The 23,429-nt window shown below is 71.1% G+C and carries 18 protein-coding genes; 4 read left to right on the top strand and 14 right to left on the bottom strand.

Annotation, left to right across the window (positions count from 1 at the left end):
• Positions 1-17: 17 nt before the first annotated feature.
• The 5 genes from OG272_RS17805 to eccD form a co-directional block, all read right to left on the bottom strand.
• Complete coding sequence (locus tag OG272_RS17805) at positions 18-1,226, bottom strand: extracellular solute-binding protein (RefSeq protein WP_326582679.1); 1,209 nt, start codon at positions 1,224-1,226, stop codon at positions 18-20.
• A gap of 128 nt (positions 1,227-1,354) precedes the next feature.
• Complete coding sequence (locus OG272_RS17800; RefSeq protein WP_405894019.1) at positions 1,355-2,839, bottom strand: DUF6177 family protein; 1,485 nt, start codon at positions 2,837-2,839, stop codon at positions 1,355-1,357.
• A 46-nt stretch (positions 2,840-2,885) separates the two neighbouring features.
• The gene (gene eccCa, locus OG272_RS17795) at positions 2,886-6,911 is read right to left on the bottom strand and encodes a type VII secretion protein EccCa (RefSeq protein WP_405894017.1); all 4,026 of its coding nucleotides are present in this window, start codon (positions 6,909-6,911) and stop codon (positions 2,886-2,888) included.
• A gap of 91 nt (positions 6,912-7,002) precedes the next feature.
• Positions 7,003-7,941, bottom strand: a complete 939-nt coding sequence (locus OG272_RS17790) for a type VII secretion protein (protein WP_328223123.1) — start codon at positions 7,939-7,941, stop codon at positions 7,003-7,005.
• A 934-nt stretch (positions 7,942-8,875) separates the two neighbouring features.
• Entirely contained in the window at positions 8,876-10,264 is a 1,389-nt protein-coding gene (gene eccD, locus OG272_RS17785; RefSeq protein WP_327729630.1) for a type VII secretion integral membrane protein EccD, read from the bottom strand.
• A gap of 56 nt (positions 10,265-10,320) precedes the next feature.
• On the opposite strand from eccD, the gene OG272_RS17780 reads away from it, so the two are divergent.
• A complete protein-coding gene (locus tag OG272_RS17780; RefSeq protein ID WP_326582684.1) occupies positions 10,321-10,596 on the top strand; it encodes a hypothetical protein in 276 nt (91 codons plus the stop codon).
• 58 nt (positions 10,597-10,654) lie between these two features.
• On the opposite strand, the gene OG272_RS17775 is transcribed toward OG272_RS17780, so the two are convergent.
• The 7 genes from OG272_RS17775 to OG272_RS17745 form a co-directional block, all read right to left on the bottom strand.
• Complete coding sequence (locus tag OG272_RS17775; protein WP_045557645.1) at positions 10,655-10,966, bottom strand: pore-forming ESAT-6 family protein; 312 nt, start codon at positions 10,964-10,966, stop codon at positions 10,655-10,657.
• 32 nt (positions 10,967-10,998) lie between these two features.
• On the bottom strand, positions 10,999-11,331 hold the full coding sequence (locus OG272_RS17770) for a hypothetical protein (RefSeq protein ID WP_326582685.1): 333 nt from the start codon (positions 11,329-11,331) through the stop codon (positions 10,999-11,001).
• Between the two features lie 376 nt (positions 11,332-11,707).
• Complete coding sequence (gene rbsD, locus OG272_RS17765) at positions 11,708-12,097, bottom strand: D-ribose pyranase (RefSeq protein ID WP_327729631.1); 390 nt, start codon at positions 12,095-12,097, stop codon at positions 11,708-11,710.
• Entirely contained in the window at positions 12,094-12,993 is a 900-nt protein-coding gene (locus OG272_RS17760; protein ID WP_328507161.1) for a ribokinase, read from the bottom strand. The genes rbsD and OG272_RS17760 overlap by 4 nt, the downstream gene beginning before the upstream one ends.
• A gap of 13 nt (positions 12,994-13,006) precedes the next feature.
• The gene (locus OG272_RS17755) at positions 13,007-14,968 is read right to left on the bottom strand and encodes a substrate-binding domain-containing protein (protein WP_405894013.1); all 1,962 of its coding nucleotides are present in this window, start codon (positions 14,966-14,968) and stop codon (positions 13,007-13,009) included.
• The gene (locus OG272_RS17750) at positions 14,958-16,493 is read right to left on the bottom strand and encodes a sugar ABC transporter ATP-binding protein (protein ID WP_405894012.1); all 1,536 of its coding nucleotides are present in this window, start codon (positions 16,491-16,493) and stop codon (positions 14,958-14,960) included. The genes OG272_RS17755 and OG272_RS17750 overlap by 11 nt, the downstream gene beginning before the upstream one ends.
• Positions 16,490-17,542, bottom strand: coding sequence for a LacI family DNA-binding transcriptional regulator (locus OG272_RS17745; RefSeq protein ID WP_405894010.1), 1,053 nt, complete (start codon positions 17,540-17,542; stop codon positions 16,490-16,492). Before OG272_RS17745 ends, OG272_RS17750 begins: the two co-directional genes overlap by 4 nt.
• A 205-nt stretch (positions 17,543-17,747) precedes the next feature.
• Here OG272_RS17745 and OG272_RS17740 point away from each other — a divergent pair, with 205 nt between their 5' ends.
• Positions 17,748-18,311 carry a dihydrofolate reductase family protein gene (locus OG272_RS17740; RefSeq protein ID WP_327729636.1) on the top strand — a complete coding sequence of 188 codons (564 nt, stop codon included), beginning with the start codon at positions 17,748-17,750 and terminating at the stop codon, positions 18,309-18,311.
• Positions 18,312-18,345: 34 nt separating this feature from the next.
• Here OG272_RS17740 and OG272_RS17735 read toward each other — a convergent pair whose 3' ends face one another.
• Positions 18,346-18,750: an ATP-binding protein gene (locus OG272_RS17735; protein ID WP_327729637.1), complete on the bottom strand. Its 405-nt coding sequence runs from the start codon at positions 18,748-18,750 to the stop codon at positions 18,346-18,348.
• A 204-nt stretch (positions 18,751-18,954) separates the two neighbouring features.
• Here OG272_RS17735 and OG272_RS17730 point away from each other — a divergent pair, with 204 nt between their 5' ends.
• Positions 18,955-19,806, top strand: coding sequence for a helix-turn-helix domain-containing protein (locus tag OG272_RS17730; RefSeq protein ID WP_405894008.1), 852 nt, complete (start codon positions 18,955-18,957; stop codon positions 19,804-19,806).
• Between the two features lie 8 nt (positions 19,807-19,814).
• Positions 19,815-20,009: a DUF397 domain-containing protein gene (locus OG272_RS17725; RefSeq protein WP_327729639.1), complete on the top strand. Its 195-nt coding sequence runs from the start codon at positions 19,815-19,817 to the stop codon at positions 20,007-20,009.
• A gap of 252 nt (positions 20,010-20,261) precedes the next feature.
• Here the strand turns inward: OG272_RS17725 and OG272_RS17720 are convergent, their stop codons facing one another.
• Positions 20,262-23,288, bottom strand: coding sequence for an MGH1-like glycoside hydrolase domain-containing protein (locus OG272_RS17720; RefSeq protein ID WP_327729640.1), 3,027 nt, complete (start codon positions 23,286-23,288; stop codon positions 20,262-20,264).
• Positions 23,289-23,429 lie beyond the last annotated feature (141 nt).

Genomic DNA, 23,429 nt, shown 5'->3' with positions numbered 1-23,429 from the left:
GATCGTCCCGGGGCTGCCTACTTGCGGAGTCCGTCGAAGCGCTCCTGCCAGGCGGCGGCGTCGTCCTTCGCGACCTGCTCGTACTTGACGTGGATGATGTTCTCCTCGCCGACCGCGTCGACGACCTCCTGGTAGGTGTGCAGGCCCTCGCCCTTCACGCCCTCGCGGTACGAGGCCAGACCGCCCTCGGCGACCGCGCGCTGGCCCTCGTCGGAGAGGGCGAAGTCCAGGAAGAGCTTCGAGGTCGCCGGGTGCGGCGCCTCGGCGGCGATACCGAGACCGCGCGGCAGGACGACCGTGCCGTCCTTCGGGAAGACGATCTTCACCAGGCCCGCGCTGTCCTCGACGACCGGGTAGGCGGGGGAGGCGCTGATCAGGAAGCCGGCCGTGTACTCACCGGCGACGATCTTCTCCAGCTGGGTGCCGGAGGAGGTCTCCGGGCGGGTCAGCGGAAGGATCTTCTCCAGGTCGTCCCACGCCTCCGGGTTGCCCTCGGTGAGCGCCCGCGTGACGGTGAAGCCGAACGAGCCCTCCGGGTCGCGGACCGTCACCTTGTTCTTGAACTTGTCCTCGTCCGACGTGACGATCTTCGCGAAGTCCGTCAGCGTGGTCGGCGGGGTCTCCATCAGCGACGTGTTGTACGCGATCGTCATCGGGTCCTGCGACATCGAGTACACGCTCGGCAGCAGCTCCGCGCTCTCGCCCAGCTCCTCCAGCTCCGGCGACTTGTACTCCAGGACCGTGTCCTTGCGGGCCGAGAAGTCCGCCCACGCGGTCGCCGCGCTGGAGATCAGCACGTCCGCCGGGGAGGAGCCGGCCGCGTTCTCGGACAGGGTCTTCTGGAACAGCTCGTCGCTGTCCAGCTCGTTGACGGAGACCGTCTTGATGAAGTCGTACTTCTTCTTGAAGTCCCGGACGATCGGCGCCATGTTCTCGTCGCCGAGGTTCGAGTAGACGGTGAGCTTGCCGCCCTCCTTCTCCGCCGCCTCGATCAGGTCCGCGTAGTCCGCCGGGTAGTAGTCCGGCACCTGGCCCGCCGAGATCTTGTTCTCCGCCACCTTCGGCGCGTCCTCGGTGTCGCCGCCGCAGGCGGCCAGGGTGCCGAGCGCGAGGGTCGCGGCGAACGCCGCCGCGAGGGGTCGCCGGACGGGACGCCGGTACACGGACGCCGCTCCGATGACGGGGCCGACGGTGTGCCCGGTGCCGCTGTGGCTGGATCTGGCCATGGTTCTCCTCCTGGCGCGTGCCTTCTGGCAGCTGTTGCCGGGAGGTTAGAGACCCAGGTCAGGCCGGTAAATCCCTCACCCGTCAGAGCTCGTACTGCTCGTATTGGTCGTTGAGTTAGTGACGCGAGTCACCCGCGTTGAGCAGGGGCGGATGGCTGGGAATGATCGCCCTTGAGATGGGCCGTGAGCTGCTGCAACCGCCCCCACGCCTCCGCGTCCGAGCCGTCCCCGAGGGGGTAGTGCAGCGCCGGACGGGCCGTCGGGCCGAGGTGCTTCGCCCGGACCTCGACCGGTGGCCGGCGCGCGTGGTCCAGCCCGATGGTGTGCACGTCGTCCGGGCCGAGCGTGAAGGCCACGGGCAGCGGCGGCCCCTCCAGACGGGGCGCGGTCGTCAGGTCGGCCCGCGCCACGCGCACCGAGGTCAGCATGGTCCGCAGCCCGTGCTCCCGGACCAGCGTGTCGGCCAGCGGCTCGATCCGGTCCAGCGGCGGCTCCTCGCCGGCCGCGTACCCGACCGTCAGGACGACGTCCTCCTCCACGCCCTTCGTCGTCCGTGTCACCCGGACCGTCGCCATGGCCGGCCGCTCGGGGGTGCCGACCACGATCAGCTGCGACGGCTCGGGCGCCCGCTCCCGGGCCAGGTCGGTCACCTGCCGTGGCGACCAGGGGAGGTTGACCGGCTCGGCCGTGCCCCAGCCCGCTGGTGCCGTCCCCGTCAGCGCCTTCCAGGCCGCCTCCAGCGCGCCGCCCAGCAGCAGCCGCTCGTCGGCCCTGTGCACCGTGCGCAGGGCGACGATCAGCTGCCGTCCGGGCGCCTCGTCCGCCGGGCTGCTCGCAGGGCTGCCCACCGGTCCGTTCGCCGGTCCGTTCGTCGGGCTGCCCACCGGGCGCGTGAACGCGGCGGCCACGGCCGCCGTCCCGTCCTCGGCGAACGCGGGCGAGAACGCCCCGTCCCGCCAGCGCAGCACCGCCCCCGACAGCCCGTCGTAGTAGCCGCACTCCGGGTCCTGGACGACCCAGCGGTTGGGGACGCGGGCGAGCGTCGTACGGGCGGCGGTGGTCAGGCGTACGCCGGGCGGCGTGACGATCTGCAGGGACCGCCGGGACGCCACGGCCGTGCGCATGATCTCCGCGAGCCAGCTGGTCAGGGCCACCACCGGCCGGTCGACGAGGACGACGGCCGCGTGCTCGGTCACGACGTCCACGGCGGGCTGCCCCGACCCCGCCGACGGCACGGCGGACACGTCCACGGCCTTGGTGCTCGCCGCCCCGGGGGGCCAGGTCGAGCCGCCCAGCAGCGCGTTGAGCCGCCCGCACACCACCCCCGCGAGTTTCTCCGCCTCCGGGACGGCGGTGGAGGCCCGCGCCTCCGTCCACCAGAAGGGGGTTTCCATGTCGTGGACCCCGAGCAGCCGCTCCGCCTCACCCGGCACCCGCACCAGCACCGGCGACTCCACGGACACCAGCGGACGCCCGCCGGGCCCGTGCAGCTGTACGACCGCGCCGTCGGCCGCCGCCGACAGGTCCAGGTCGGAGCCGCCGGCGTACAGACTCGCCATGAGGGCCCAGACGTCGGGCATCTTCGGGGTGAGGGCGATGACGTCCTTGGTCACAGAGACAGTCCTTGGGGGTTCGGTCCCGAGTGGGGTCCTTCGGGGGTCACGGCGAGAGTCCTTCGGGGGCGCCGTCGGTTGCCACGGCGGTCTGGATCAGCTGGTGGGCCCGGCCCCGGCGGACCAGCGTGCCCCGCCCCGCCGGCTGCGCCGAGGCGTACAGGCCGGGGAAGAGCTGGCCCTCGCTCCGCTCACCGGTCATGAGCAGCGCGGCCGTACCGGTCTCGCGGAGGGTCTGCAGCAGCGGCTCGTACATCGCCCGGGAGGCGCCCGCCACCCGCCGCGTGATCACGAAGTGCAGCCCGATGTCCTGGGCCGACGACACATAGGGCAGGAACGGCGACAGCGGCTGCTGCCCGGCGGTGGTGAGGATGTCGTAGTCGTCGACCAGGATCACGATGCGTGGCCCCTTGAACGCGGGCTCGTCGGTCAGGGCGTCCGGGTCGGCGCTCTCCGGCATCCGCTTCTCCAGCTCGCTCGCGATACCCGTCGACAGCCCCGCCGCGAGCTTCGCGTTGTGCGCGTACCCGCCCCGGTACGGCTCCGGGATCACACCCCGCAGCCCGCGCCTGGGGTCGAAGACCCCGAAGACCAGCTCCTCGTCCGAGTACCGCTCCACGAGCTGTGCCGCGACCAGCTTCAGCAGGTTTGTCTTGCCGCACTCGTTGTCGCCCAGGATCAGCAGATGCTGGTCCGAGCCGAACAGGTCCAGCAGAGCGGGCGCGAGGGCGTCCTGGTCCACACCGATCGGCACCCGGTTCGGTTCGGCGACGACCGACGGCAGCCGGTCGGACGCCAGCCGGGTCGGCAACACCCGTACGGGCGCGGCCAGTTCACCATGCCAGGTGGAGCGGATCGTACGGGCCGCGTCCTCCAGCGCCGGACCGAGGTCATCCCTCGACGGCCGTCCGTCGAGGCGGGGGAGGGCCGCCTGCGCGAACAGCTTGCCGTCGGTCAGGACGCGCCCCGGAGTGTCGGGCGACAGCGTCTCGGAGAGCTTGCGGTCGACGCTCGAATCGCTCGGGTCGTTGAGCCGCAGCTCCACCCGCGTCCCGAACATCGACTGCGTGGCGATCCGCACGTCGTTCCAGCGCAGCATGCCCCCGACGACATGGATGCCGTACCCGCCACCGCGCTTGAGCAGGTCCACGACCGTGTCGTCCAGCTCGGCGAACTCGTCACGCAGCGCCCCGAACCCGTCGATGAGCAGCACGACGTCGGTGGACCCCAGCTCGCGCAGCCCGCCCTGCCCGCGCAGGTGCCGCAGCTGGTCGACGGAGTCGATCCCGTGCTCGCGGAACAGCTCCTCCCGCTCGATCAGCATCGTCCGCACCTCGGCGACCGTCCGCGCCGCCCGCTCCCGGTCGGCCCGCCCGGCGATACCGCCGACATGGGGCAGACCGGAGAGGGCGGACAGTCCGCCACCGACCAGGTCGAGCCCGTAGATGGCGACTTCGGCGGGTGTGTGGGTGGTGGCGAGGGACAGCGCGAGGGTCCGCAGCAGTGTCGTCTTGCCGGACTGCGGGCCGCCGATCACCGCCGCGTGACCGCCGGCGACCGTCAGATCGAGCACCCAGTGCCCCTGCCACTGCTTCGCCGGATCGTCCAGCACGCCCAGCGGCACCCGCAAGGGGCCTTTCCCGACCGCCAGTTGAAGCCCTCGCTCGTCCACCTGCACGGGCCCGGCCGCCGCGTCCAGCGTGATCGCGTCGGGCAGCGGCGGCAGCCAGATCCGCCGCACCGGCCGTGCGGCGGAGGCGAGTTGGTCCACCATCACCGACATCACGGTCGGCCCGGTCTCCCGCTTGGTCGCCCTGGGCTCGTCGGCGACCTCGTTCGCGGGCCCGCTGTCGAGCGTGTTGTACGTCGGATACGTCCAGGCCGGCGGCGTGTCGTCCTCCTGTGCGACCAGTGCGGGCCCCCGGTACGCGCCCGACACGTACCCCGCCTTGAACCGCTCGTACGTCGAGGTGTCCACCTTCAGGTAACCGAAGCCCGGCAGCGGCGGAAGGTGAAAGGCGTCGGTCGTGTCGAGGACGGTCCGCGACTCGTCGGCGGAGAAGGTGCGCAGCCCCAGCCGGTACGAGAGATAGGTGTCCAGCCCCTTGAGCTTGCCGCCCTCGATGCGCTGGCTGGAGAGGAGCAGATGCACGCCGATGGAACGGCCGATGCGGCCGATGGACAGGAACAGGTCGATGAAGTCCGGCTTGGCGGTGAGGAGTTCACCGAACTCGTCGATCACGACGAAGAGGTGGGGGAGCGGTTCGAGGTCCGGTCGCCGGGTCGCGCGCAGCGCGGCGTAGTGCCCGATGTCGGCCACGTTCCCCGCGTCCTTCAGCACCTGCTGCCGCCGCTTGACCTCGCCCGCGAGGCTGGAGTGCACGCGCTCGACGAGCCCCGCCTGGTTCTCCAGGTTGGTGATCACACCGGCCACGTGCGGGAGTTCGGTGAACGGGGCGAAGGTCGCGCCGCCCTTGTAGTCGACCAGGACGAGGGCCAGGTCCTCGGGGGAGTGGGTGGCGGCGAGCGCCAGCACCAGGGTGCGCAGCAGCTCGCTCTTGCCCGAGCCGGTCGCGCCGACGCACAGCCCGTGCGGGCCCATGCCCAGCTCCGAGGACTCCTTGAGGTCGAGCAGGACGGGCTCATGACGGTCGGTCAGACCGATGGGCACGCGCAGGAACTCCCGCTCGGCGCGCGGCGCCCAGAGATCCACCAGGTTCAGGACGGCCGGGTCGTCGATGCCGAGGAGGCCCGGGAAGTCGACGGGCCCGGTGACCGGGGTGCCCTCGGCGGCCGACTCGGCGGACAGCCGCAGCGGCGCGAGCAGCCGGGCGAGCCCTTCGGCACCGGCGGCGGTGACGTGGTCGGAGGTGCCGTGCGCGGCCGTGCGGGGTGCTCCGGCCGTATCGAGATGCGCCTGCGGGTCACGAAGGTCCTCCACGACGACCTGGTCGCCCCGCACGGTGATCCGCACCGACACCTGGTCGGGCTCGTGCACCTGCTCCGCCAGCAGATGCAGCACGGTGACGCCCATGTCCGGCAGCCCGACCGCCGTGTCGGGACGCGGCAGTTCGGCGGCCGTCTCCCCGTACTCGTCGCTCACCACGAGCATGCGGGACGCCAGCCCCAGCGCCTTGCGGTCGGCGAGCCCCCGGCGCACCTCCGCCGCGTACGAGGCACGCCGGCCCAGCTCGTGCCGGAAGTGCCGGGCCAGCTGCGGCAGGCTCGGCGCGATCCGGCGGGCCGCCACCGGACCGTCGTGCTCCTGCGAGTCCAGCACATGGGGCAGCCACTTGGCCCACTCCCAGTCCGCCAGCCGCTCGCCCGGCACCCCGAGCGCCACGGCCACGTCGTCGGGCGCGTGCGAGACGGCGACCTGGACGAGGAGCGCGCGGGCCACCCGCAGCACCCCCTCCCGGTCGCCGACCACGCTGACGTTGCCCGCGCGGTCCAACGGCACCGTGATCGGGCAGTCGTTGGCGACGGAGTAGCGGGCCAGCAGCGCCCGCGCCTCGTTCAGCATGAACGGGTCCGGCGGGGTCAGCACCCCGCCCTGGTTCTGCCCGATGGCCAGATCCGCCACGGGTACGTCACCGGTACCGACCCGCACCCGCAGGAAGTCCGGGTCCTGCCGCCGCCGCTCCCAGAGCCGGGCCGGGTCGCGCACGAGGTCGTAGAGCGCCTCCGGGGGCGGATCGAGCACCCGCGCGAGCTGCCGCCGCTGCCGCTCGTCGGCGCCGAACTCCTCGCGCAGTTCCTCCAGATACTCCAGATACCGCTCGCGCTGCGTACGCCGGGTGCGCTGGGCCTTGCCGCGCTGGGAGAGGAAGAGGGCGACCGCGCCGAGCAGCGCGAAGACCAGCACGATCGCGCCGAGTGCCGCGAACTGGCTGTTCCGGATCACGGTCATCATCACGACCGAGCCCATGACACCGGCCATTGGCAGCAACGCCGTCGCGGCCGTCCCCGCCTTGCCCTCCGGGAGGTTCGGCGGCGGTTCGATCGTCCGGGCCCCGGCGGTCCCGAGCGGCCGGGTGCTCCGCGCGGGCCGATGGATCAACTGCTGGGTCACGGACGGACCCCTTCTTGTGTCGCTCGCGTGCCTGCCGTGCCTGCCGTGGCTGCCGTGCCTGCCGTGGTCGTCGCGGGTCCCCGATGGCCGGTCATCGCATCCTCACCGCCCGGGTCATCGCTTCCGCCGCCAGCGTGATCGCCGCTTCACGGGTCTCCTGGCCCAGCAGAGCCGTGCGGATGGGGCCGCCCTGGGCGAGGTGGCGGTCGTAGGGGACGGGGACGACGTGGACGCCGGACTCCTTGAGGTGGGCGACGGCCGTCCTGAGGTCCAGCGTGACGTCGGGGGAGCCCGCGGTCAGCGCGACGACGGTCGAGGAGAGCGCGGAGTGCGGCAGCTGACCGAGCCAGTCCAGGACCTGGCGGGTGCCGTTGACCCCCTCGGCGGTCATGGGCGCGACGACCACGCGCGCGTGGGCCGTGTCCATCGCCGTACGGGCCACCTCGCCGGGCAGCGTCTCGCAGTCCACCACCGTCACCGCGAAGTACCGCCGCAGCGCGAGGGTCACCGTGCGGTACGTACGGATGTCCAGCGGGGCCCCGACCCGGCCCTGGCTCCCGGGCAGCAGCCAGCCGCCGTCCGACACCGGCACCAGGTACCCGGTGACATCGGTGAGCTGCATCGCCGGGTTGAGGATCTGCGCCAGGTCGCCCGCCGCCCAGCGCACCGAGTCGGCCCCCATCCGCACCGGCAGGGTGCCCAGCGCCGCGTCCGCCTCCATCGTCAGCACCGGGTCGTGCCGGTAGTGGTTGAACGTCCGCCCCAGCAGCGCGGCCATCGTCGACTTCCCGACCCCGCCCCGGATCGACGTCACGGCGATCACCCGCCCTGTCGTCACCGGCTGCTGCAACTCCCGCGCGATCCGGGTCTCCTCCGCCACGTCCTGCGCGGCCGAAGAGGTCAGCTTCCGGATCGACCGCCCCGTCCGCCGGGCCACCGACTCCCCGTGCTGCGGCCGCCCGAGCGCATGGGCGAGCCGAGGATCGATCGTGGGCACCGAGTCGGGGGCCGGCACGGGGGTCTGGGGCACACGGGAGCCACGGGGGACGGGGGCGGCCGGGGATTCCCCGGGCCCCGGCGGGGGGTATCCGCCGGGCTGCCCCGCCCGATCCGCGTCACCGGGCGCACCCGGCGCACCGGGCGCACCGGGCGGCTGCGCGGCGGCCCGGGGGAGCCCCGTGCGGGGATCCACGGCGGGGGTGTGCGACGCGGACGGCCGTACGACGGGCGGCACGACCGGCGGGTGCGCACCGGGCTGAACCGGCGGCTGCGCGATGTGCCCCGGCTGTCCCGGCGGTTGTGCGGTGGGCCCCAGCTGAACCGGCGGCTGTGCAACGGGCCCCGGCCGAACCGGCGGCTGCGCGATGTGCCCCGGCTGTCCCGGCGGTGGTGCGACGTGCGCTGGCTGGCCCGGCGCCTGCGCGACGTGCCCCGGCTGGCCCGGCGCCTGCGGGATGTGCCCCGGCTGTCCCGGCGGTGGTGCGACGTGCCCCGGCTGTCCCGGCGCCTGCGGGATGTGCCCCGGCTGTCCCGGCGGTGGTGCGACGTGCCCCGGCTGTCCCGGCGCCTGCGCGACGTGCGCCGGCTGTCCCGGTGGTGGTGCGCCGGGTGTCCGCTGGACCGGCTGTCGCACGACGGGCATCTCCCGCACCGGCGGGTCCGCGACCACGCGAACCGGCGGCTGCGCGACGAACGCCGGCTGCGCGGGCGGCTGCCCGGCAGGCGTGCCGTGTGCCGGTGCCGGTGCCGGTGCCGGTCGGGCGGACCGGTCGCCCCCGCCCCCCTGCGCGGACCCCGGCGGCGCCGACCGCACCAGCCTCAGCGTCGGCTCGGCCCGCCGGGCGGGCACCTCCTCGGACCCGGGTGCGGCAGCGTCGCCCCCGTCGGCCCGATCCTGTCGGCCCAGCTCACGCAGCACATCCCGCTGCCAGTCCCCTGCCTGCGCCATGTGCGGCCCCCAACTCCTAGGCGAACGTGTCGAGCAGTCGTCCGTACACGCCGAACACCCCGATGAGCAGCGGGAACAGAGTGATGACGCCGATGGATTCGAGGGTGTCGCCGAAGCGCCGGAGCCGTACACGTACGTGCTCGGCGGGCTGCACGGCGAGCACCAGCAGCGGAAGGACGGCGAGCAGGACGAGGACGGCGAGCGGACCGGCCGCCTCGCCGGAGTGCTCCAGCCACGCCGAGACCAGCCGCACGGCGAGCACGGCCGCCGCGCCGAACAGCACTACGACCTCGACGACCAGCGGGAACGCCCGCGCGCGCAGCGCGAGGACGACCATGGTGACGACGGCCAGCAGCACGGTCCACTTGGTGGGCGCGCGCAGCGCGAACACCCCGGCCGCGGTGGCCGAGACGGCCATGGTGACCGTCGCCAGGGCCAGCCCGCGGTGCGTGGCGGTGAGCGCCGCCGACACCTGGAAGCGGCTCACGGAGGCGCCCCCGGAACGCCGGTCGTCGAGGCCGGAGAGCCCCGACGCCATCAGCGCCAGCCTGGGCAGCAGCCCGAGCACGACCACGGAGACCACCGCGAGAACGGCCCCCACCTCGGCCTGCTCCGTCACCGACGACGACACCGCACCCGACACGGCCGCGGCGACACCCAGCCAGCACACCGAGGCCCCGGCCAGCGCCCCCGCCCCGACCAGCCCACCGCGCCCGAGCGGGGTGAACAGCCCGAGGAGGACGAGCAGGACGACCCCGGCCGTGGCCATGGCCGCGACCCGCGGCGTCCCGGACCACTGCTGTGCTTCCGCCAACGTCGCAGCGCCGAGCAGCCCCAGCGCACCGGCCGTCGCGATCAGTGTCGTCGCCAGCCCCCGCTTCTCGGCCCGCCCCAGCAGCGCACCCGCGAGCGCGGCCACCAGCGCGACGCCGAGCAGCGCGCCGGCGACGACCCCGGGCTCGTACACGGCCCGTGCGAACATCCCGGCGGCCAGGGCCCAGCCCACCGTGGCGAACCCGGCGGTGACCCGGCGCGTGGCGGGCCGCCAGCGACGGCCCCGGGTGTCGAGATCCTCGGCCGCCTCGTCCGTGACGTCGTGCACCACGGGCGCCGACGGCGCGTCCTCGGCCCGGACGAGCCGCAGTACGGCGCCGTCCGGAACCCCGGACGACTCCAGCGTGCTGTCGTGCGCCAGCGCGGAACCGTCCGCGGTGACCAGATGCCGCAACTCGGGCCGCCCGCCGACCTGGTCGTCGAGCAGCCGCATGATCTCCGGCAGCAGCAGCCCGACCGGTTCCCGCGACGGCAGCACGAGATCGACCCGGCGCCGCTCACCCACCAGCGTGACCCGGCTGAGCGCCGTACGCGCACCGCCCGTGGCCTGCCCCAACGTCCCCGTAGACATCACGCGATCGAACCTATCACCGGGTAGAAGAGCTGGTCGGGGCTGTGGAAACCGCTGTGGAAACCGAGGCGGACGGAGTGCCGGACGGAGTGCCGGACGGCGTGACCGACGGCTGCACAGAACCTCCGTACGGGCTCTTTCCGATGATGCGGTTCGACACGAAAGACCACCCCACACATCCCGCGCACAACACCGCCGCGATGACGATCCCGGCGAAGATCTTCCCGATGCGTTCGTCCACCGAGCGCCGCTGCCGCTGCGCCCCGAACAACAGGGCGTCCCGCAGCCGTCGACGCCGCACCGACACCGACTCCAGCAACTGGCTGTCGTAATCCTGCGCTGCCACGGCTACGGGACCTCGATCACTTCTCTGTCAGCCGATCCGTTCCGTCAGCCGATCTGGTCGACCGCCGCGCGGGCCTTGGCCAGCGTGGACTGCGCGGTGCCGTCGTTCTGTTCCAGCGTGGTGCGCACCAGGCGGATGATCTCGCGGACCTCGTCCGCGGCCTTCTTCCAGCGTTCTTCCTTGCCGTGGTAGTCGTCCGAGACCCCGTCGGCCTGGAACTCGGTCATCGCGGCCTTGACGGCGGCGTCGCGGTCGCCGAGGACCCGCTCCAACTGCCCCACGATCGTGCCGAGCGCGGTCTGCACCTCGCCCGAGGCCCCGGTGTCGTACGAACGGCGGTCCTGGTTCTGAGCCATGGAGACTTCCCCCTTGATCCTGTCGATCCTGGTTATCGGGCGCCGAAGCGGGCCGCGTCGAAGTTGGCCAGGCCCATGTTCTGGTTGGCGTTGTCCTGGGACTCCACGTCACCGGTGCCGAACGCGTTGTCCATGCCCGACTGGCCGCCCAGGATCGCGGCGAGCGAGCCGTTCAGGTCGGCGGTGATCTCGTCCGCGCGGTTCTTGAACGAGTCGAACGCCAGCTTGCCGGCGCCGTTGAACTTGCCCTCCAGCGGTTCCGCCGCGCTGATCAGCAGCTGGATCAGCGTCCCGAGGTCGTCGCTCGAACCGAGCGTGCTCTTGCCGAGTTCCGCCAGGGTCGTCGACCCCATGTCGAACTTCACGTCGTGTCCACCCCCGTGTGTCCGGTTCACCTACGTCCCGAACATGCTCTCCCACAACGCGTTGCACCCGCAACGCACTTGCCTGCGAAGTGACATCATCGGGACATAATTCGAACAGCCTTGTGGCGCGGCTCCCGTGATTCCGCCTCCACGCCAGTCGTGTCCCCCTGACCCGGCATTGGCATACCAAAGAAATTCTCGGACACCGTGCAACCCTTCCGCTGCATCGCGGGTCGTACGTGGCATCAGGGCTTCTCGGAGGGGGATCCGGGGGGATCGCGGGGGTTCTGACACGGAGGGGAAAGCCGAGGGGCCCGGTCCACTGGACCGGGCCCCTCGAAACGTGTTCCCTTCAGGGAGGGGACGATTCAACTGCTCAGAAGAACACCCCGCACCGCAACAGCACATTCGCGTACGGCCGCGCCTCCCCGGTCCGTACGACCAGCCGCGCGTCCGCCGACAGGTCCTTCAGCCTCTCGTGGGAGACCAGCTCCAGCTCGGGGAAGCGGTCCTCCAGCAGTGTCGTCGCCCCCAGGTTCGCCTCGCGCACCTCGTACGCGGCGGTCGCCCCCTCGACCACGATCTCGTCGAGCAGCCCGTCCAGCACCTCCGCGAAGGACGGCACCCCGGCCCGGAACGCCAGGTCGACCACCCGCGGCCCCTGGGGCACCGGCATCCCCGCGTCGCACACCAGCACCCCGTGCCCGTGCCCCAACTCGGCTATGGCGCCCGCCAGATGACGGTTGAGTATCCCGGCCCGCTTCACAGTGCGGCGACCTCCTCGGCGGTCGGGAACGACACCTGCGCCCCGGCCCGGGTGACGGCGGCGGCCCCCACCCGGGCCGCGTACGCGGCGGCCGCGGCCGGCTCCGAGCCCGTGCCCAGTTTCCACGCCAGCGCCGCGGTGAACGCGTCCCCGGCCCCCGTGGTGTCCACGGCGTCCACCTTCACGGCGGGCACCCGCGCACTGCCCTCGGCGTTCGCGACCAGCGCGCCCTCCGCTCCCAGCGTGACGACCACCGAACGCGGCCCGAGCGCCAGCAGCGCCCGCGCCCAGTCCTCCGGCGAGCCCGCAAGCTCACCCCCGACGATGACCTGCGCCTCGTGCTCGTTGACGATCAGCGGATCACAGGCGGCCAGCACCTCGGTGGGCAACTCCCGCGGCGGCGACGGGTTCAGCACGAAGCGGACGCCCTCCGGCAGCCGCCGTACGACCTCCACCACCGTCTCCAAGGGGATCTCCAGCTGGGCCGAGACCACCCGGGACGCCCGCAGCAGACCTTCCGCCGCCCGTACGTCCTCGGGGGTCAGCTTCCCGTTGGCGCCCGGCGACACCACGATGCTGTTGTCGCCCGACGGGTCCACCGTGATCAGCGCGACCCCGGTGGGCGCCCCGCCGACCAGCACCCCCGCCGTGTCGACCCCGGCCGCGCGCTGCGAGTCGAGCAGCAGCCGCCCGTTGCCGTCGTCACCGACCCGGGCCAGCAGCGCCGTACGCGCCCCGAGCCGGGCCGCCGCCACCGCCTGGTTGGCACCCTTGCCGCCCGGATGCACGGCCAGGTCGGAGCCGAGCACGGTCTCGCCGGCCCCCGGCCGCCGCTCGACACCGATCACCAGGTCGGCGTTGGCCGAACCCACGACCAGGAGGTCGTAGTCGTACATGCGTGCTCCTTCGTCAGCCGCTGAACTCGGCCACGTTCTGGGACGTGACCACCTTCACCGGCACCATCACCGACTTCTCGACCTTCTCGCCCTCGGCGGCCTTCACCGCGTTGCGCACCGCGATCCTGCCGAGTTCGGCGGGCTGCTGCGCGACCGACGCGTACAGCGTGCCCGCCTCGACGGCCTTCAGCCCGTCGGCGGTGCCGTCGAAGCCGATGACCTGGACGGACCTGCCGGCCTGGGAGCCGAGCGCCTTGATCGCGCCGAGCGCCATCTCGTCGTTCTCCGCGAAGACGCCGTCGACGCCGGAGTTGGCCTGGAGGAGGTTCGTCATCACGTCGAGGCCCTTGGTGCGGTCCCAGTCGGCGGGCTGCTTGGCCAGCACCTTGATGCCCGGGTAGGCCTTCAGCCCCTCGGCGAAGCCGGCGCCGCGCTCCCGGCTGGCGGAGGTGCCCGCCTGGCCCTGGAGGATGACGATCTCGCCCTTGCCGCCCAGCTTCTCGGCGAGCGACTTGGCGGCCAGCTCACCGCCGCTGACGTTGTCGGAGGCGACGAGCGCGGCCGTGTCCGCGCCGTTGACCGCGCGGTCGACGGCCACCAGCGGGATGTCCGCCTTGTTGACGGCCTTCGCCGCCGGGGTCACCGCGTCGGAGTCCACCGGGTTGACGATGATCGTGCCGAGGCCCTCGCTGGTGAAGTTCTGCAGCTGGTTGGCCTGCTGCGAGGCGTCGTTCTGCGCGTCGGTGACGGACAGGTCCACCCCCAGCTTCTTCGCCTCGTCCTGCGCACCGGCCCGGATCTGCACGAAGAAGGGGTTGTTGAGCGTCGACAGCGACAGCCCGATCTTCTCGCTCTTCGCCGCCGACGACCCGCTGTGCAGGAAGGAGGTCGCACCCACGACGGCCGCCGCGACGACAGCGGCGAGCACATACGTCACCGCCTGCTTCTTCCGGTCCCCGGAACCACCGGCACCCGCCGGAACCGGAGTCGCCCCCGCCTTCCGCCGCACGGTGTCGAGCAGCACCGCCAGCGCGATCACGACACCGATGACGACCTGCTGCCAGAAGGCGGAGACGGACAGCAGGTTCAGCCCGTTCCGCAGCACCGCCAGGATCAGCGCGCCGATCAGCGTCCCCGACGCCTTGCCCGTACCGCCGGCCAGCGAGGCGCCGCCGATGACGACCGCCGCGATCGCGTCCAGCTCGTAGCCCTGCGCGGCCTGCGGCTGCGCGGAGGAGAGCCGGGAGGCGAGCACGATGCCCGCGGCGGCGGCGAACAGACCGGACAGCGCGTAGATCGCGAGCTTCTGCCGCTTCACCCGCAGCCCGGACAGCCGGGCCGCCTCCTCGTTGCCGCCGATCGCGTACATGGCACGCCCGATGTACGTACGCCCCAGGATCACGGCCGTCACACCGCCGAGGACCAGCATCACCAGGACCGGCACCGGCAGCCAGCCGCCCAGGTTGTCACCGAGGTGCGACACCGACTCCGGGAACGCGATCGGGCTGCCCTGCGAGATCACCAGCGACAGACCGCGCCCCACCGACAGCATGGCGAGCGTGGCGATGAACGGCGGCAGCTTCCCGTACGAGATGAGGAAGCCGTTGACGAGACCGCACGCGACGCCGGTGACGATCGCGAGGATCACGGCTATCCAGACCGGTACGCCCTCCGAGGTGGCGCTCCAGGCGAGGACGGTGGCCGACAGCGCCGCCACCGAACCGACCGACAGGTCGATGCCCGCCGAGACGATCACGAAGGTCACACCGAACGCGAGGATCGCGGTGACGGCGGCCTGGACGCCGATGTTGAGCAGGTTGTCGGCCGTCAGGAAGTCGCCGGACAGCACCGACATCGCGACGACGAGGACGATGAGCGCGGTCAGCGCGCCGTTGTCGAGCAGCAGACGGCGAAGCCCCGAGGCTCCCGAGGCGCCACTCGCGCCCGTCGTGCTCTTGAGCGTGTCAGCGGCCACGGGGGGCCTCCTTGTCACTGGTGAGGTTGGTGGGATGGGAGACCGCGAGCGCCATCACGGCGTCCTGGGTGGCCTCGGCGGCGGCCAGTTCGCCCGCGATCCGCCCCTGGGCCATGACCAGCACCCGGTCGCTCATACCGAGCACCTCGGGCAGGTCACTGGAGATCATCAGAACGGCGGCACCGGCGGCCGTCAGCTCGTTGATCAGCTTGTAGATCTCGACCTTCGCGCCGACGTCGATCCCGCGCGTCGGCTCGTCGAGGATCAGCACCTTGGTGTCCGCGAGCAGCCACTTGCCGATGACGACCTTCTGCTGGTTGCCACCGGAGAGGGTGCGTACGTGCTGGTGCAGCCCGGCCATCCGGACCCCGAGCCGCTCGGCGACCCGGGCCGCGCTCTCCCGCTGCCCCTTGAGGTCGACGAACCCGCCCCTGGTCGCGCCCCGCAGGGTCACCAGACCCAGGTTCTCCTCGACGGACGCGTCGAGCACCAGCCCCTGGCCCTTGCGGTCCTCGGGGACGAGCCCGATCCCGGCCGTCATCGCCGCGTTGACGTCGTCCCGGCGAACCGGGGCCCCGGCGACCTTCACGGCCCCCTTGTCGTACGGATCGGCGCCGAACACCGCGCGCACGACCTCCGTACGTCCGGCCCCCACGAGCCCCGCGACACCGACGACCTCACCGGCCCGCACCTCGAAGCTCACGTCATGGAACACCCCGTCCCGGGTGAGCCCCTCGACGACGAGCAACGCCTCCCCGGCGTCGGCCTCGCCCTGCTGCCGCGGGTACTGCTGCTCGATCGACCGCCCGACCATGAGCCGGACGAGCTCGTCCCGGGGCGTGCTCGCGGGCACCTGTCCGACGCTCTTCCCGTCGCGAATGACGGTCACCCGGTCGCCCAGCGCGGCGATCTCCTCCAGGTGATGCGTGATGAAGACGATCCCGACCCCGTCCTCACGCAGCCGGCGCACGATCGAGAAGAGCTTCTCGACCTCCTCGGTCGTCAGCACGGCGGTCGGCTCGTCCATGATCAGCACGCGGGCGTCGAGACTCAACGCCTTCGCGATCTCGACCATCTGGAGCCGCGCGATGCCGAGTTCACGCACGCGCGCGCGTGGAGACACGTTCACGCCCACCCGCTCCAGCAGCTCGGCGGCCTCGGCCTCCATCCGCTTGCGGTCGATCATCCCGAAGCGGCGCGGCTGCCGCCCCAGGAAGATGTTCTCGGCGACCGTCAGATCCGGTACGAGATTGAACTCCTGGTAGATGGTGGCGATCCCGAGCCGCTCGGAGTCCTGCGCACCATGGATGCGCACCTCCTCGCCACCGGCCAGGATCCGCCCGGCGTCGGGCGTGTAGGCGCCGGAGAGCATCTTGATGAGGGTGCTCTTGCCCGCGCCGTTCTCACCGAGCAGGACGTGCACCTCGCCCCGGCGCAGATCGAAGTCGACGCCGTCCAGCGCGACCACACCGGGGAAGGTCTTCCTGATGCCTTCGATGCGCAGCAACTCGTCCGGGTCGCTCACGACGCGCTCCTGTTCGTTACGGGGGACTCGACAGGGGAGTCGACGGGGGAGTCGACGGGGGACTCGCCGCACGAGAGGCGTACGACGAGACGGGCGGGGAGGGTGACGGACCGCGGGGGCCGCCCCTCGATGCGATCGACCAGGGCGCGTACGGCGGCCCGCCCCAGCTCGCCCGTCGGCTGGGCGACCGCCGTGATCGGCGGATCGGTGTGCACGAACCACGGGATGTCGTCGAAGGCGGCCAGCCCGACGTCCTCCGGAACGCGCATCCCCCGCGCGCGGATGGCGTCCAGCGCCCCGAGCGCCATCAGGTTGTCGGCCGCGAACACGACCTCGGGCGGCTCGGGCAGGTCGAGGAACCCCTCGGTGACCCGCCGCCCGCTCTCGGCCTGGAAGTCGCCCTGCCCGATATAGCCGTCCGGCAGCGGCAGCCCGTGCTCGCCCAGGGCCTCCCGGAAGGCCTCGACACGCTCCCGCCCGGTCGTGGTCGCCGCCGGCCCCGCGATGATCGCGAGCCGACGGTGCCCGAGCCCGTACAGATGCGCGACGAGATCCCGGACGGCGCCCCGCCCGTCCGACCGCACCACCGGCACGTCGACCCCCGGGATCCACCGGTCCACGAACACCATCGGCGTCCCGGCCCGCGCGGCGTCCAGCATCAGCGGGGAGCCGCCGTCGGTGGGGGAGACGAGGAGCCCGTCGATCCGCCGGTCCAGCAGGGTCCGTACGTGGTGGTCCTGCAGATCCGGCCGCTCGTCGGCGTTCCCGATGATCACGCTGTACCCGAGCGCCCGCGCCTCCTCCTCCACGGACCGGGCCAGCTCCGTGAAGTAAGGGTTCATCACGTCGCTGATCACCAGCCCGAGGGTGCGGGTCTGGTCCGTACGCAGCGACCGGGCGACGGCGTTCGGCCGGTACCCCAGCGTCTCGACGGCGGCCAGCACGCGCGCGCGGGCGTCCGCACTGACCGACGGATGGTCATTCAGCACCCGCGACACCGTGGCGACGGACACCCCCGCCTCGGCCGCGACGTCCTTGATGCCGGCCATCGCCGCTCCACCTCCTCGTGGAATCGATTACACGAGGAGGATTGGAATCGATTACACAGCTGTGTGGCAAGGGTGCGGCAGTGGCTGAAATCCAATCGTGACCGAGTCTCGTGAGGGGACTCGGCCCAGGGATCCCGCGAGCCGCGATGAGTCCTGCGGCGTTCGGCGGTCATAGTGGCGGACCCGTTGACGAGGAGGACTGCTGATGCGCAGCGTGACCTATTCGATGAACGTCTCACTCGACGGCTACATCGTCGGGCCGGACGGCACCTTCGACTGGTCGGCCCCCGACGCGGAGGTCTTCCGCTTCTGGATCGACGAGATCCGAGAGGTCGGCGTCCATGTGATGGGACGACGGCTGTACGAGACGATGCTGTACTGGGAGACCGCCGACCAGGACCCGACGCTCGACGACGCGGATCGCGAGTGGACCGCGCTCTGGAAGCCGCTCCCCAAGGTGGTGTTCTCCACCACGCTGTCGGCGGTGCAGGGCAATGCCCGCCTGGCCTCCGGTGGCCTGGTCGAGGAGATCGAGCGGCTGCGGGCCGAGCCGGGGGAGGGCGACATCGCGATCGGCGGCGCGACTCTCGCCGCCGAGGCGGCCGCGGCGGGTCTGATCGACGAGTACCGGGCCGTGGTCTACCCGGTGCTGGTCGGCGGTGGCATTCCGTTCTTCCCCCGGCACGAGCGCCGGGTGGATCTCGAACTCGTCGAGACCCGCACCTTCAGCTCTCGAATCGTCTACCTCCGCCACCGCGTGGTGCGTTAGCCGACTCGTCCGCCGAGGTACTCGGACCTTCGTTCTACGCGGCCGCCAGCTCGCACCACACGTACTTGCCCCGCTCGCCGAACCTGGCCGACGGCATCCACCCCCAGTACTTCGTGCAGGCCACGACGAGTCCCAGCCCCCGCCCGTCCTCCTGCTCCCCCACCTCCTCCAACTGCTGCGGCGGTCGCGGCGGTTCGGGATCGGCGTCCCACGCCCCGATCCACACCGTGCCCTCCGCCGACCGCCGCACCCGGAGGGCGGCGGGCCCCTTCGTGTGCCGTACGGCATTGGAGACCAGCTCCGCCGCGAGCAACTCCGCCGTGTCCGCCAGCCCGATGAGGCCGTGCATGGTGAGGATCAGCCGCAGGGTGCGACGGCAGATGGTCACGGCCCTGAGGTCGTTGGGGATCTGAAGGGTGTAATCCCAGGTTTCGGGCATGGGTCATCGACTCCGTGGGGATGAGGGGGATTTCGAGCACGGTGGCATTGCCGACGCCGTCATGGCAGGACGGGGCGGTGCGCTTCCGTAGCGTGTGCGGTGCATCACTGAAGGTAGGCCTAACAATTCATCCCTAGCAAGCTGGTCGCGTAATCTGACCCCGAACGAGGCTGCCGGCGAAAGTGTTGGACCAAGGAGTGAGTAGTGGTTCTGAGGCGCGAGCCAACCGCACGTCAGATGCGCCTGGCGACGGAGCTGCGCAGACTCCGTGACGCGGCCGGACTCAACGCGACCGAGGCGGCGGCGCTGCTTGGCGTGAGCCGTGTCCAGATGAGCCACATCGAATCCGGACTCACGGGCGTCAGTGAGCAACGGCTCCGGCGCCTCGCGAGCCACTACGCCTGCACGGACGTCGAGTTCGTCGATGCTCTGGTCAAGATGGCCACGGAGCGGACACGTGGGTGGTGGGAGGAGTACCGGGGGCTGCTCCCCGCGCCGTTCCTGGACCTGGCCGAGCTGGACCATCACTCTCGGTTCCAGTCCTGCCTGGAGATCCTGTACGTGCCGGGTCTGCTGCAGACCGAGGCCTACGCCCGTGCCGTACACGCCACACGAGTCCCCGAACTGACTGAAGAGGCACTGGAGTTGCGCGTGCGCCATCGCATGGCGCGTCGTGTTGTCCTCGAAGGAACCTCGCCGATCCGCCTCGACGCCGTGATCCATGAAGCGGCGCTCCGCATCATGGTCGGCACCCGGGCCGCCGCACGAGGGCAGCTCACCCACCTCCTGGAAGTCTCCGAGGCGGAGCACATCGGTGTGCGGGTTGTCCCCTTCGACATGGAGGGCTTCTCCTGGGCCAGCAGCTCGATGACCTACGTGGGCGGCACCGTGACCAGACTGGATACGGTGATCCGAGACGGCCCCACGGGTGCGCTCTACATTGATGCGGAGGATCAACTGGCCACCTATCGCGCTCGCTTCCGACAAGTGAGAGCGAGGGCGCTCGACCCCGAGCAGTCGCGCGAATTCATCGGGCGTCTGGCGAAGGAGCTGTGAGGTACTTCATGACTGTCCCCAGCAACTGGCGAAAGTCGTCCTATTCCGGCGACGGCGACGGCGACAACTGCGTGGAAATAGCGACCACCCCCACCCACATAGCCGTCCGCGACTCCAAGACCCCCACCACCCGCACCCTCACTTTCCCTGTCTCCGCCTTCGCCCCCTTCCTCGAAGCCCTGAAAGCGCACCCTCGCCGCTGACGTCCGCCGCTGCTGGACCAGCTGCCGAGCGTCGGCTCCGGCGAGGCTCCGCGATCTGCTCGCCGACGGCGGCCCCGTCCCCCGCCGTCCGCCTCACCAAGGTCTCCCGCCAGGCCCGGCAGTCCGGCGACGACCGCTCCCGGGACACGACCGGAAAACGCCGAGGCCCGCCGCACCCCCCCCGGGGGGCCTCGGCGGACCTCGGTGGTCAGCTCTGGGACTCACAAGCTCGGACGCTCACGGCGTCACGCCTCAGGACGTGAACGGCGTGGACCCGTCCTCCGCCGTGATGCTCCACAGATGATCGGCGGTCCCGTTGTCGTCCCACTGCAGCGCCGGCGCCCCGGACGACGGGGACATCCCGTCGATCCCCAGCACCAGCCCGCTGTTCTTGTTGACGAGTTTTGCGTAGCCGCCACCGGCGTCGACGATCGACCACAGATGGTCGGCCGTGAGGGTGTCCCCCCACTGCAACGCCGTGGCGCCGGCGGTCTTGGACGCGTCCTTGATGCCGAGGACCTGTCCGCTGTTGGTGTTGAAGATCTTGTAGTAGCCGTTCTCGGCCGGAACGATCTTCCACCAGTGGTTGGCGCTGCCACTGGCGCTCTGCTGCTGGACGGCGCCACCGGCGGCGATCGAGGAACCGGCGATCCCGAGCTCCAGGTTGCTGTTCTTGTTGACGATCTTCACCCGCGGTGTCTCCGGGTACCAGGACTCCAGCTCGGTGACGCCGACGAACTTGCCCGCCTGCGGTGTGAAGACCACCCGGAACTGGGACGTGGTGATCGTCGGGAAGGTCACCTCGTTGGCGTTGTTGGCGACCGGCGTCGCCGGGCTCTTCGCCTGGCTCGGCACGTTCACCCACGCCCCGTCCTTGAGGTACTGGACGGTGTAGCCCGCCGGTACCCGGATGTCCGCCCCGTCGTCGTACGTGTAGAACTTCACCTCGTTGATCTTGCGAGGCGCCCCGAAGTCGACGCCCAGATGATCGGTGGAGTTCGGCGAGCCTGAGTTGGTCCACCGGTTGTCGGGGATCTTGTCGTAACGGATCCAACCGTCCGTCGCCCGCAGCGGGGCGTCGAAGGTCGTGGGCTTGCAGGTCTGGCCGCTGTGGCAGTGCGGGCCGTTGGAGACGGTGTTGGTGTAGGAGGCGAAGGCCTTCGGGAACGGCTGGGTGACGGTGCGGCCCAGCCAGTCCTGCTCGGCGGTCAGCGGGTTGGCGGCGACGTTCATCAGGCGCGTCGGCTGCGCGGGGGTGACCGGGGCGGCCACGTTTACGGTCGTGCTGGTGGCGAGCGTCGAGGACTGGTGGATGCGCTGGCCGTCTTGGAAGATCTGCAGCCCGCTGCCCTTGCCGTAGTGCGAGCCGTCCCGGTCCCAGCGGATCGAGTAGGTGTGTCCGTGGTACGGCAGGCTCTCCACCGCGAACCAGTCCCAGCCGGACGGGACCAGCGGCTTCAGCACCAGTGTGTTGTTGGCCTGCGGCTTGATGCCCAGCAGACCGTTCAGCACCAGGTCGTTGAAGCTGGAGTGGTTGTAGTGCTCGCTGAAGTTGAACCCGTCGTAGATCCACTCGCCGGTGTCGCCGTTGGCGGCCTCGGCGACGTACGGCTTGCCGTCCTTGTGCTGGAGGTCGGCGAACTGGGCCAGCATCGTCTGGTAGTCGGCCTTGGTGACGAAGTTCTGCGCGGGGTAGTCCTGGAGCAGGTTGGCCAGGCCCGTCAGGATCTGGCTCGTCTGGTACGGCCAGCTCGGGCCGTTCCAGTGACAGCAGTTGGCGTCGTCGCGCTTCTGCTCAGCGGGGATCGCCTCGTAGTTGAAGTAGGGGTTCGCGGTGATCCGGTCGATCTCGGCGAAGCCCGTGCCCTTGGTGAACTTCAGCGTGTTGGCCCCGGCCTTCATCGGGACCTGGACCGTGACGGACTTCGACTCCGAGAACTGCCCCCAGCTGCCCCCGGCGGCGTAGCTCACGGTGACGGGGTTGGCCGTGTCACCGTTCACGATGACCTTGTGCGTCGACGTACCGGAGGTGGCGTTGGCGTAGTGGACCGTCACCGGGTACGTGCCGTTGCCGGGTGCGTCCACGGTGAAGGTGACCGCGCTGTCGTCGAAGTCGATCTGCCCGACGTACTTGCCGTTGGAGGCCGTCGAGGAGTTGTGGGTGTTCGCGTGGACGATGTCGGCCTGCTCGGCCTCGAAGTCGTGCACCCGCTCCAGCGTCGTGGGCCCGAACGGCGCCTTGAACCGCTTGGCGTCGGTGAGGTACTTCCACGCCGACGAGTACTGCGCGTCCGGGAGGTTGAACGCCCAGGGGGCGAAGCCCATCGCCTCGCGCCAGGTGGTCCGGGTCTGCTTCAGCGTGCCGTTGGTGCTGTCCGTGTTGTAGACCTGCATGAAGAAGTCGCGCTGCGGGTCCCACAGCGAGTTCTGCACGGCGGCCTTGAGCTGCGCGGCCTTGGCGTCGTAGTCGTTCGCGGTCGCCGTGTCACCGTTCATCGTGGCGATCTTGCTGATCGCCTGGGCGGCGCTGAACATGTACGCGTTGATGGTCGGCCGGTAGCCGCGGCCGCCGCTGAACCAGTTGCTGCTCTTCATCGACGTCTCGGTGTACTCCGTGGCGTCGGACAGCGGGGTCTGGTGGTACAGGTCGCTGGTGGACTGACTGCCGTTCACCGTGATGTCGGTGGTGAAGTTCGAGTCCCACCGCTTGTACAGCGCGATGAGGTGGGGGAGCGCGGACTTGATCTGCGCGGCGTCACCGGTGACGAGATAGCGCTGGTACGCGGCGCTGGTGATCCACTCGCTGAAGTTTCGCGCGCCCGAGTTGCCCGCCCCGCGCAGCCAGAAGTCCAGGTAGTCACCGGCGTAGTCCCGGTTGCGCAGCCAGCGGCCGTCGAGCAGGTGGTAGCCGGTGGCGTCCGGAAGCGCCGTGTACGGGTTCCCGGCGTACCCGATCGGCACGTCGTACTCGGTCGACACGTACCCCGTGCCCGGCACCGTGTAGCGGAGCGCGCGCTTGAAGGTGCTCCACCGGTAGTAGTAGACCTCGTCGATGTCGTTGTCGGGGGTGTCCAGGAACGGGATGTTGTCCTTGTACCACTGGCGCTCGTCGAGCTGGTTGGCGGCGAGGATCGCGTCCTTGTCCAGCGCGGCGGCGTTGGGGTCGTCGGCGGCCTGGGCGGACGTCGCACCCGGTCCGGCGGACAACAGGCTGATGGACAACACCGAGCCGCACAGGGCGGCCAGGGCGCGGCGGCTGCGTCTGGGGCGTTGACGCATAGAGGTGTCCTCCATTGGGCGCTCATGCGATGGTTCGGAATGTTCGAAATTGCGAACGTTGTTCGAAATTCTGCGAGACGGTAGTGACGAGCGCGCGGGAAAGTCAACAGGTCGGACACGGATGGTTTTAAGTGCTTCATA

The organism is Streptomyces sp. NBC_00104, from assembly GCF_045160825.1.
Taxonomy (GTDB): domain Bacteria; phylum Actinomycetota; class Actinomycetes; order Streptomycetales; family Streptomycetaceae; genus Streptomyces.
The sequence above is the reverse complement of the archived record's forward strand: the minus strand, read 5'-3'. Positions and strand labels throughout refer to the sequence as shown.

Excerpts from the sequence above, each read along its gene's own strand:
- OG272_RS17805 (WP_326582679.1), bottom strand. The coding sequence starts at position 1,226 with ATGGCCAGATCCAGCCACAGCGGCACCGGGCACACCGTCGGCCCCGTC.
- eccD (WP_327729630.1), bottom strand. The coding sequence starts at position 10,264 with ATGTCTACGGGGACGTTGGGGCAGGCCACGGGCGGTGCGCGTACGGCG.
- OG272_RS17775 (WP_045557645.1), bottom strand. The coding sequence starts at position 10,966 with ATGGCTCAGAACCAGGACCGCCGTTCGTACGACACCGGGGCCTCGGGC.
- OG272_RS17760 (WP_328507161.1), bottom strand. The coding sequence starts at position 12,993 with ATGTACGACTACGACCTCCTGGTCGTGGGTTCGGCCAACGCCGACCTG.
- OG272_RS17745 (WP_405894010.1), bottom strand. The coding sequence starts at position 17,542 with ATGGCCGGCATCAAGGACGTCGCGGCCGAGGCGGGGGTGTCCGTCGCC.
- OG272_RS17740 (WP_327729636.1), top strand. The coding sequence starts at position 17,748 with ATGCGCAGCGTGACCTATTCGATGAACGTCTCACTCGACGGCTACATC.
- OG272_RS17735 (WP_327729637.1), bottom strand. The coding sequence starts at position 18,750 with ATGCCCGAAACCTGGGATTACACCCTTCAGATCCCCAACGACCTCAGG.
- OG272_RS17725 (WP_327729639.1), top strand. The coding sequence starts at position 19,815 with ATGACTGTCCCCAGCAACTGGCGAAAGTCGTCCTATTCCGGCGACGGC.
- OG272_RS17720 (WP_327729640.1), bottom strand. The coding sequence starts at position 23,288 with ATGCGTCAACGCCCCAGACGCAGCCGCCGCGCCCTGGCCGCCCTGTGC.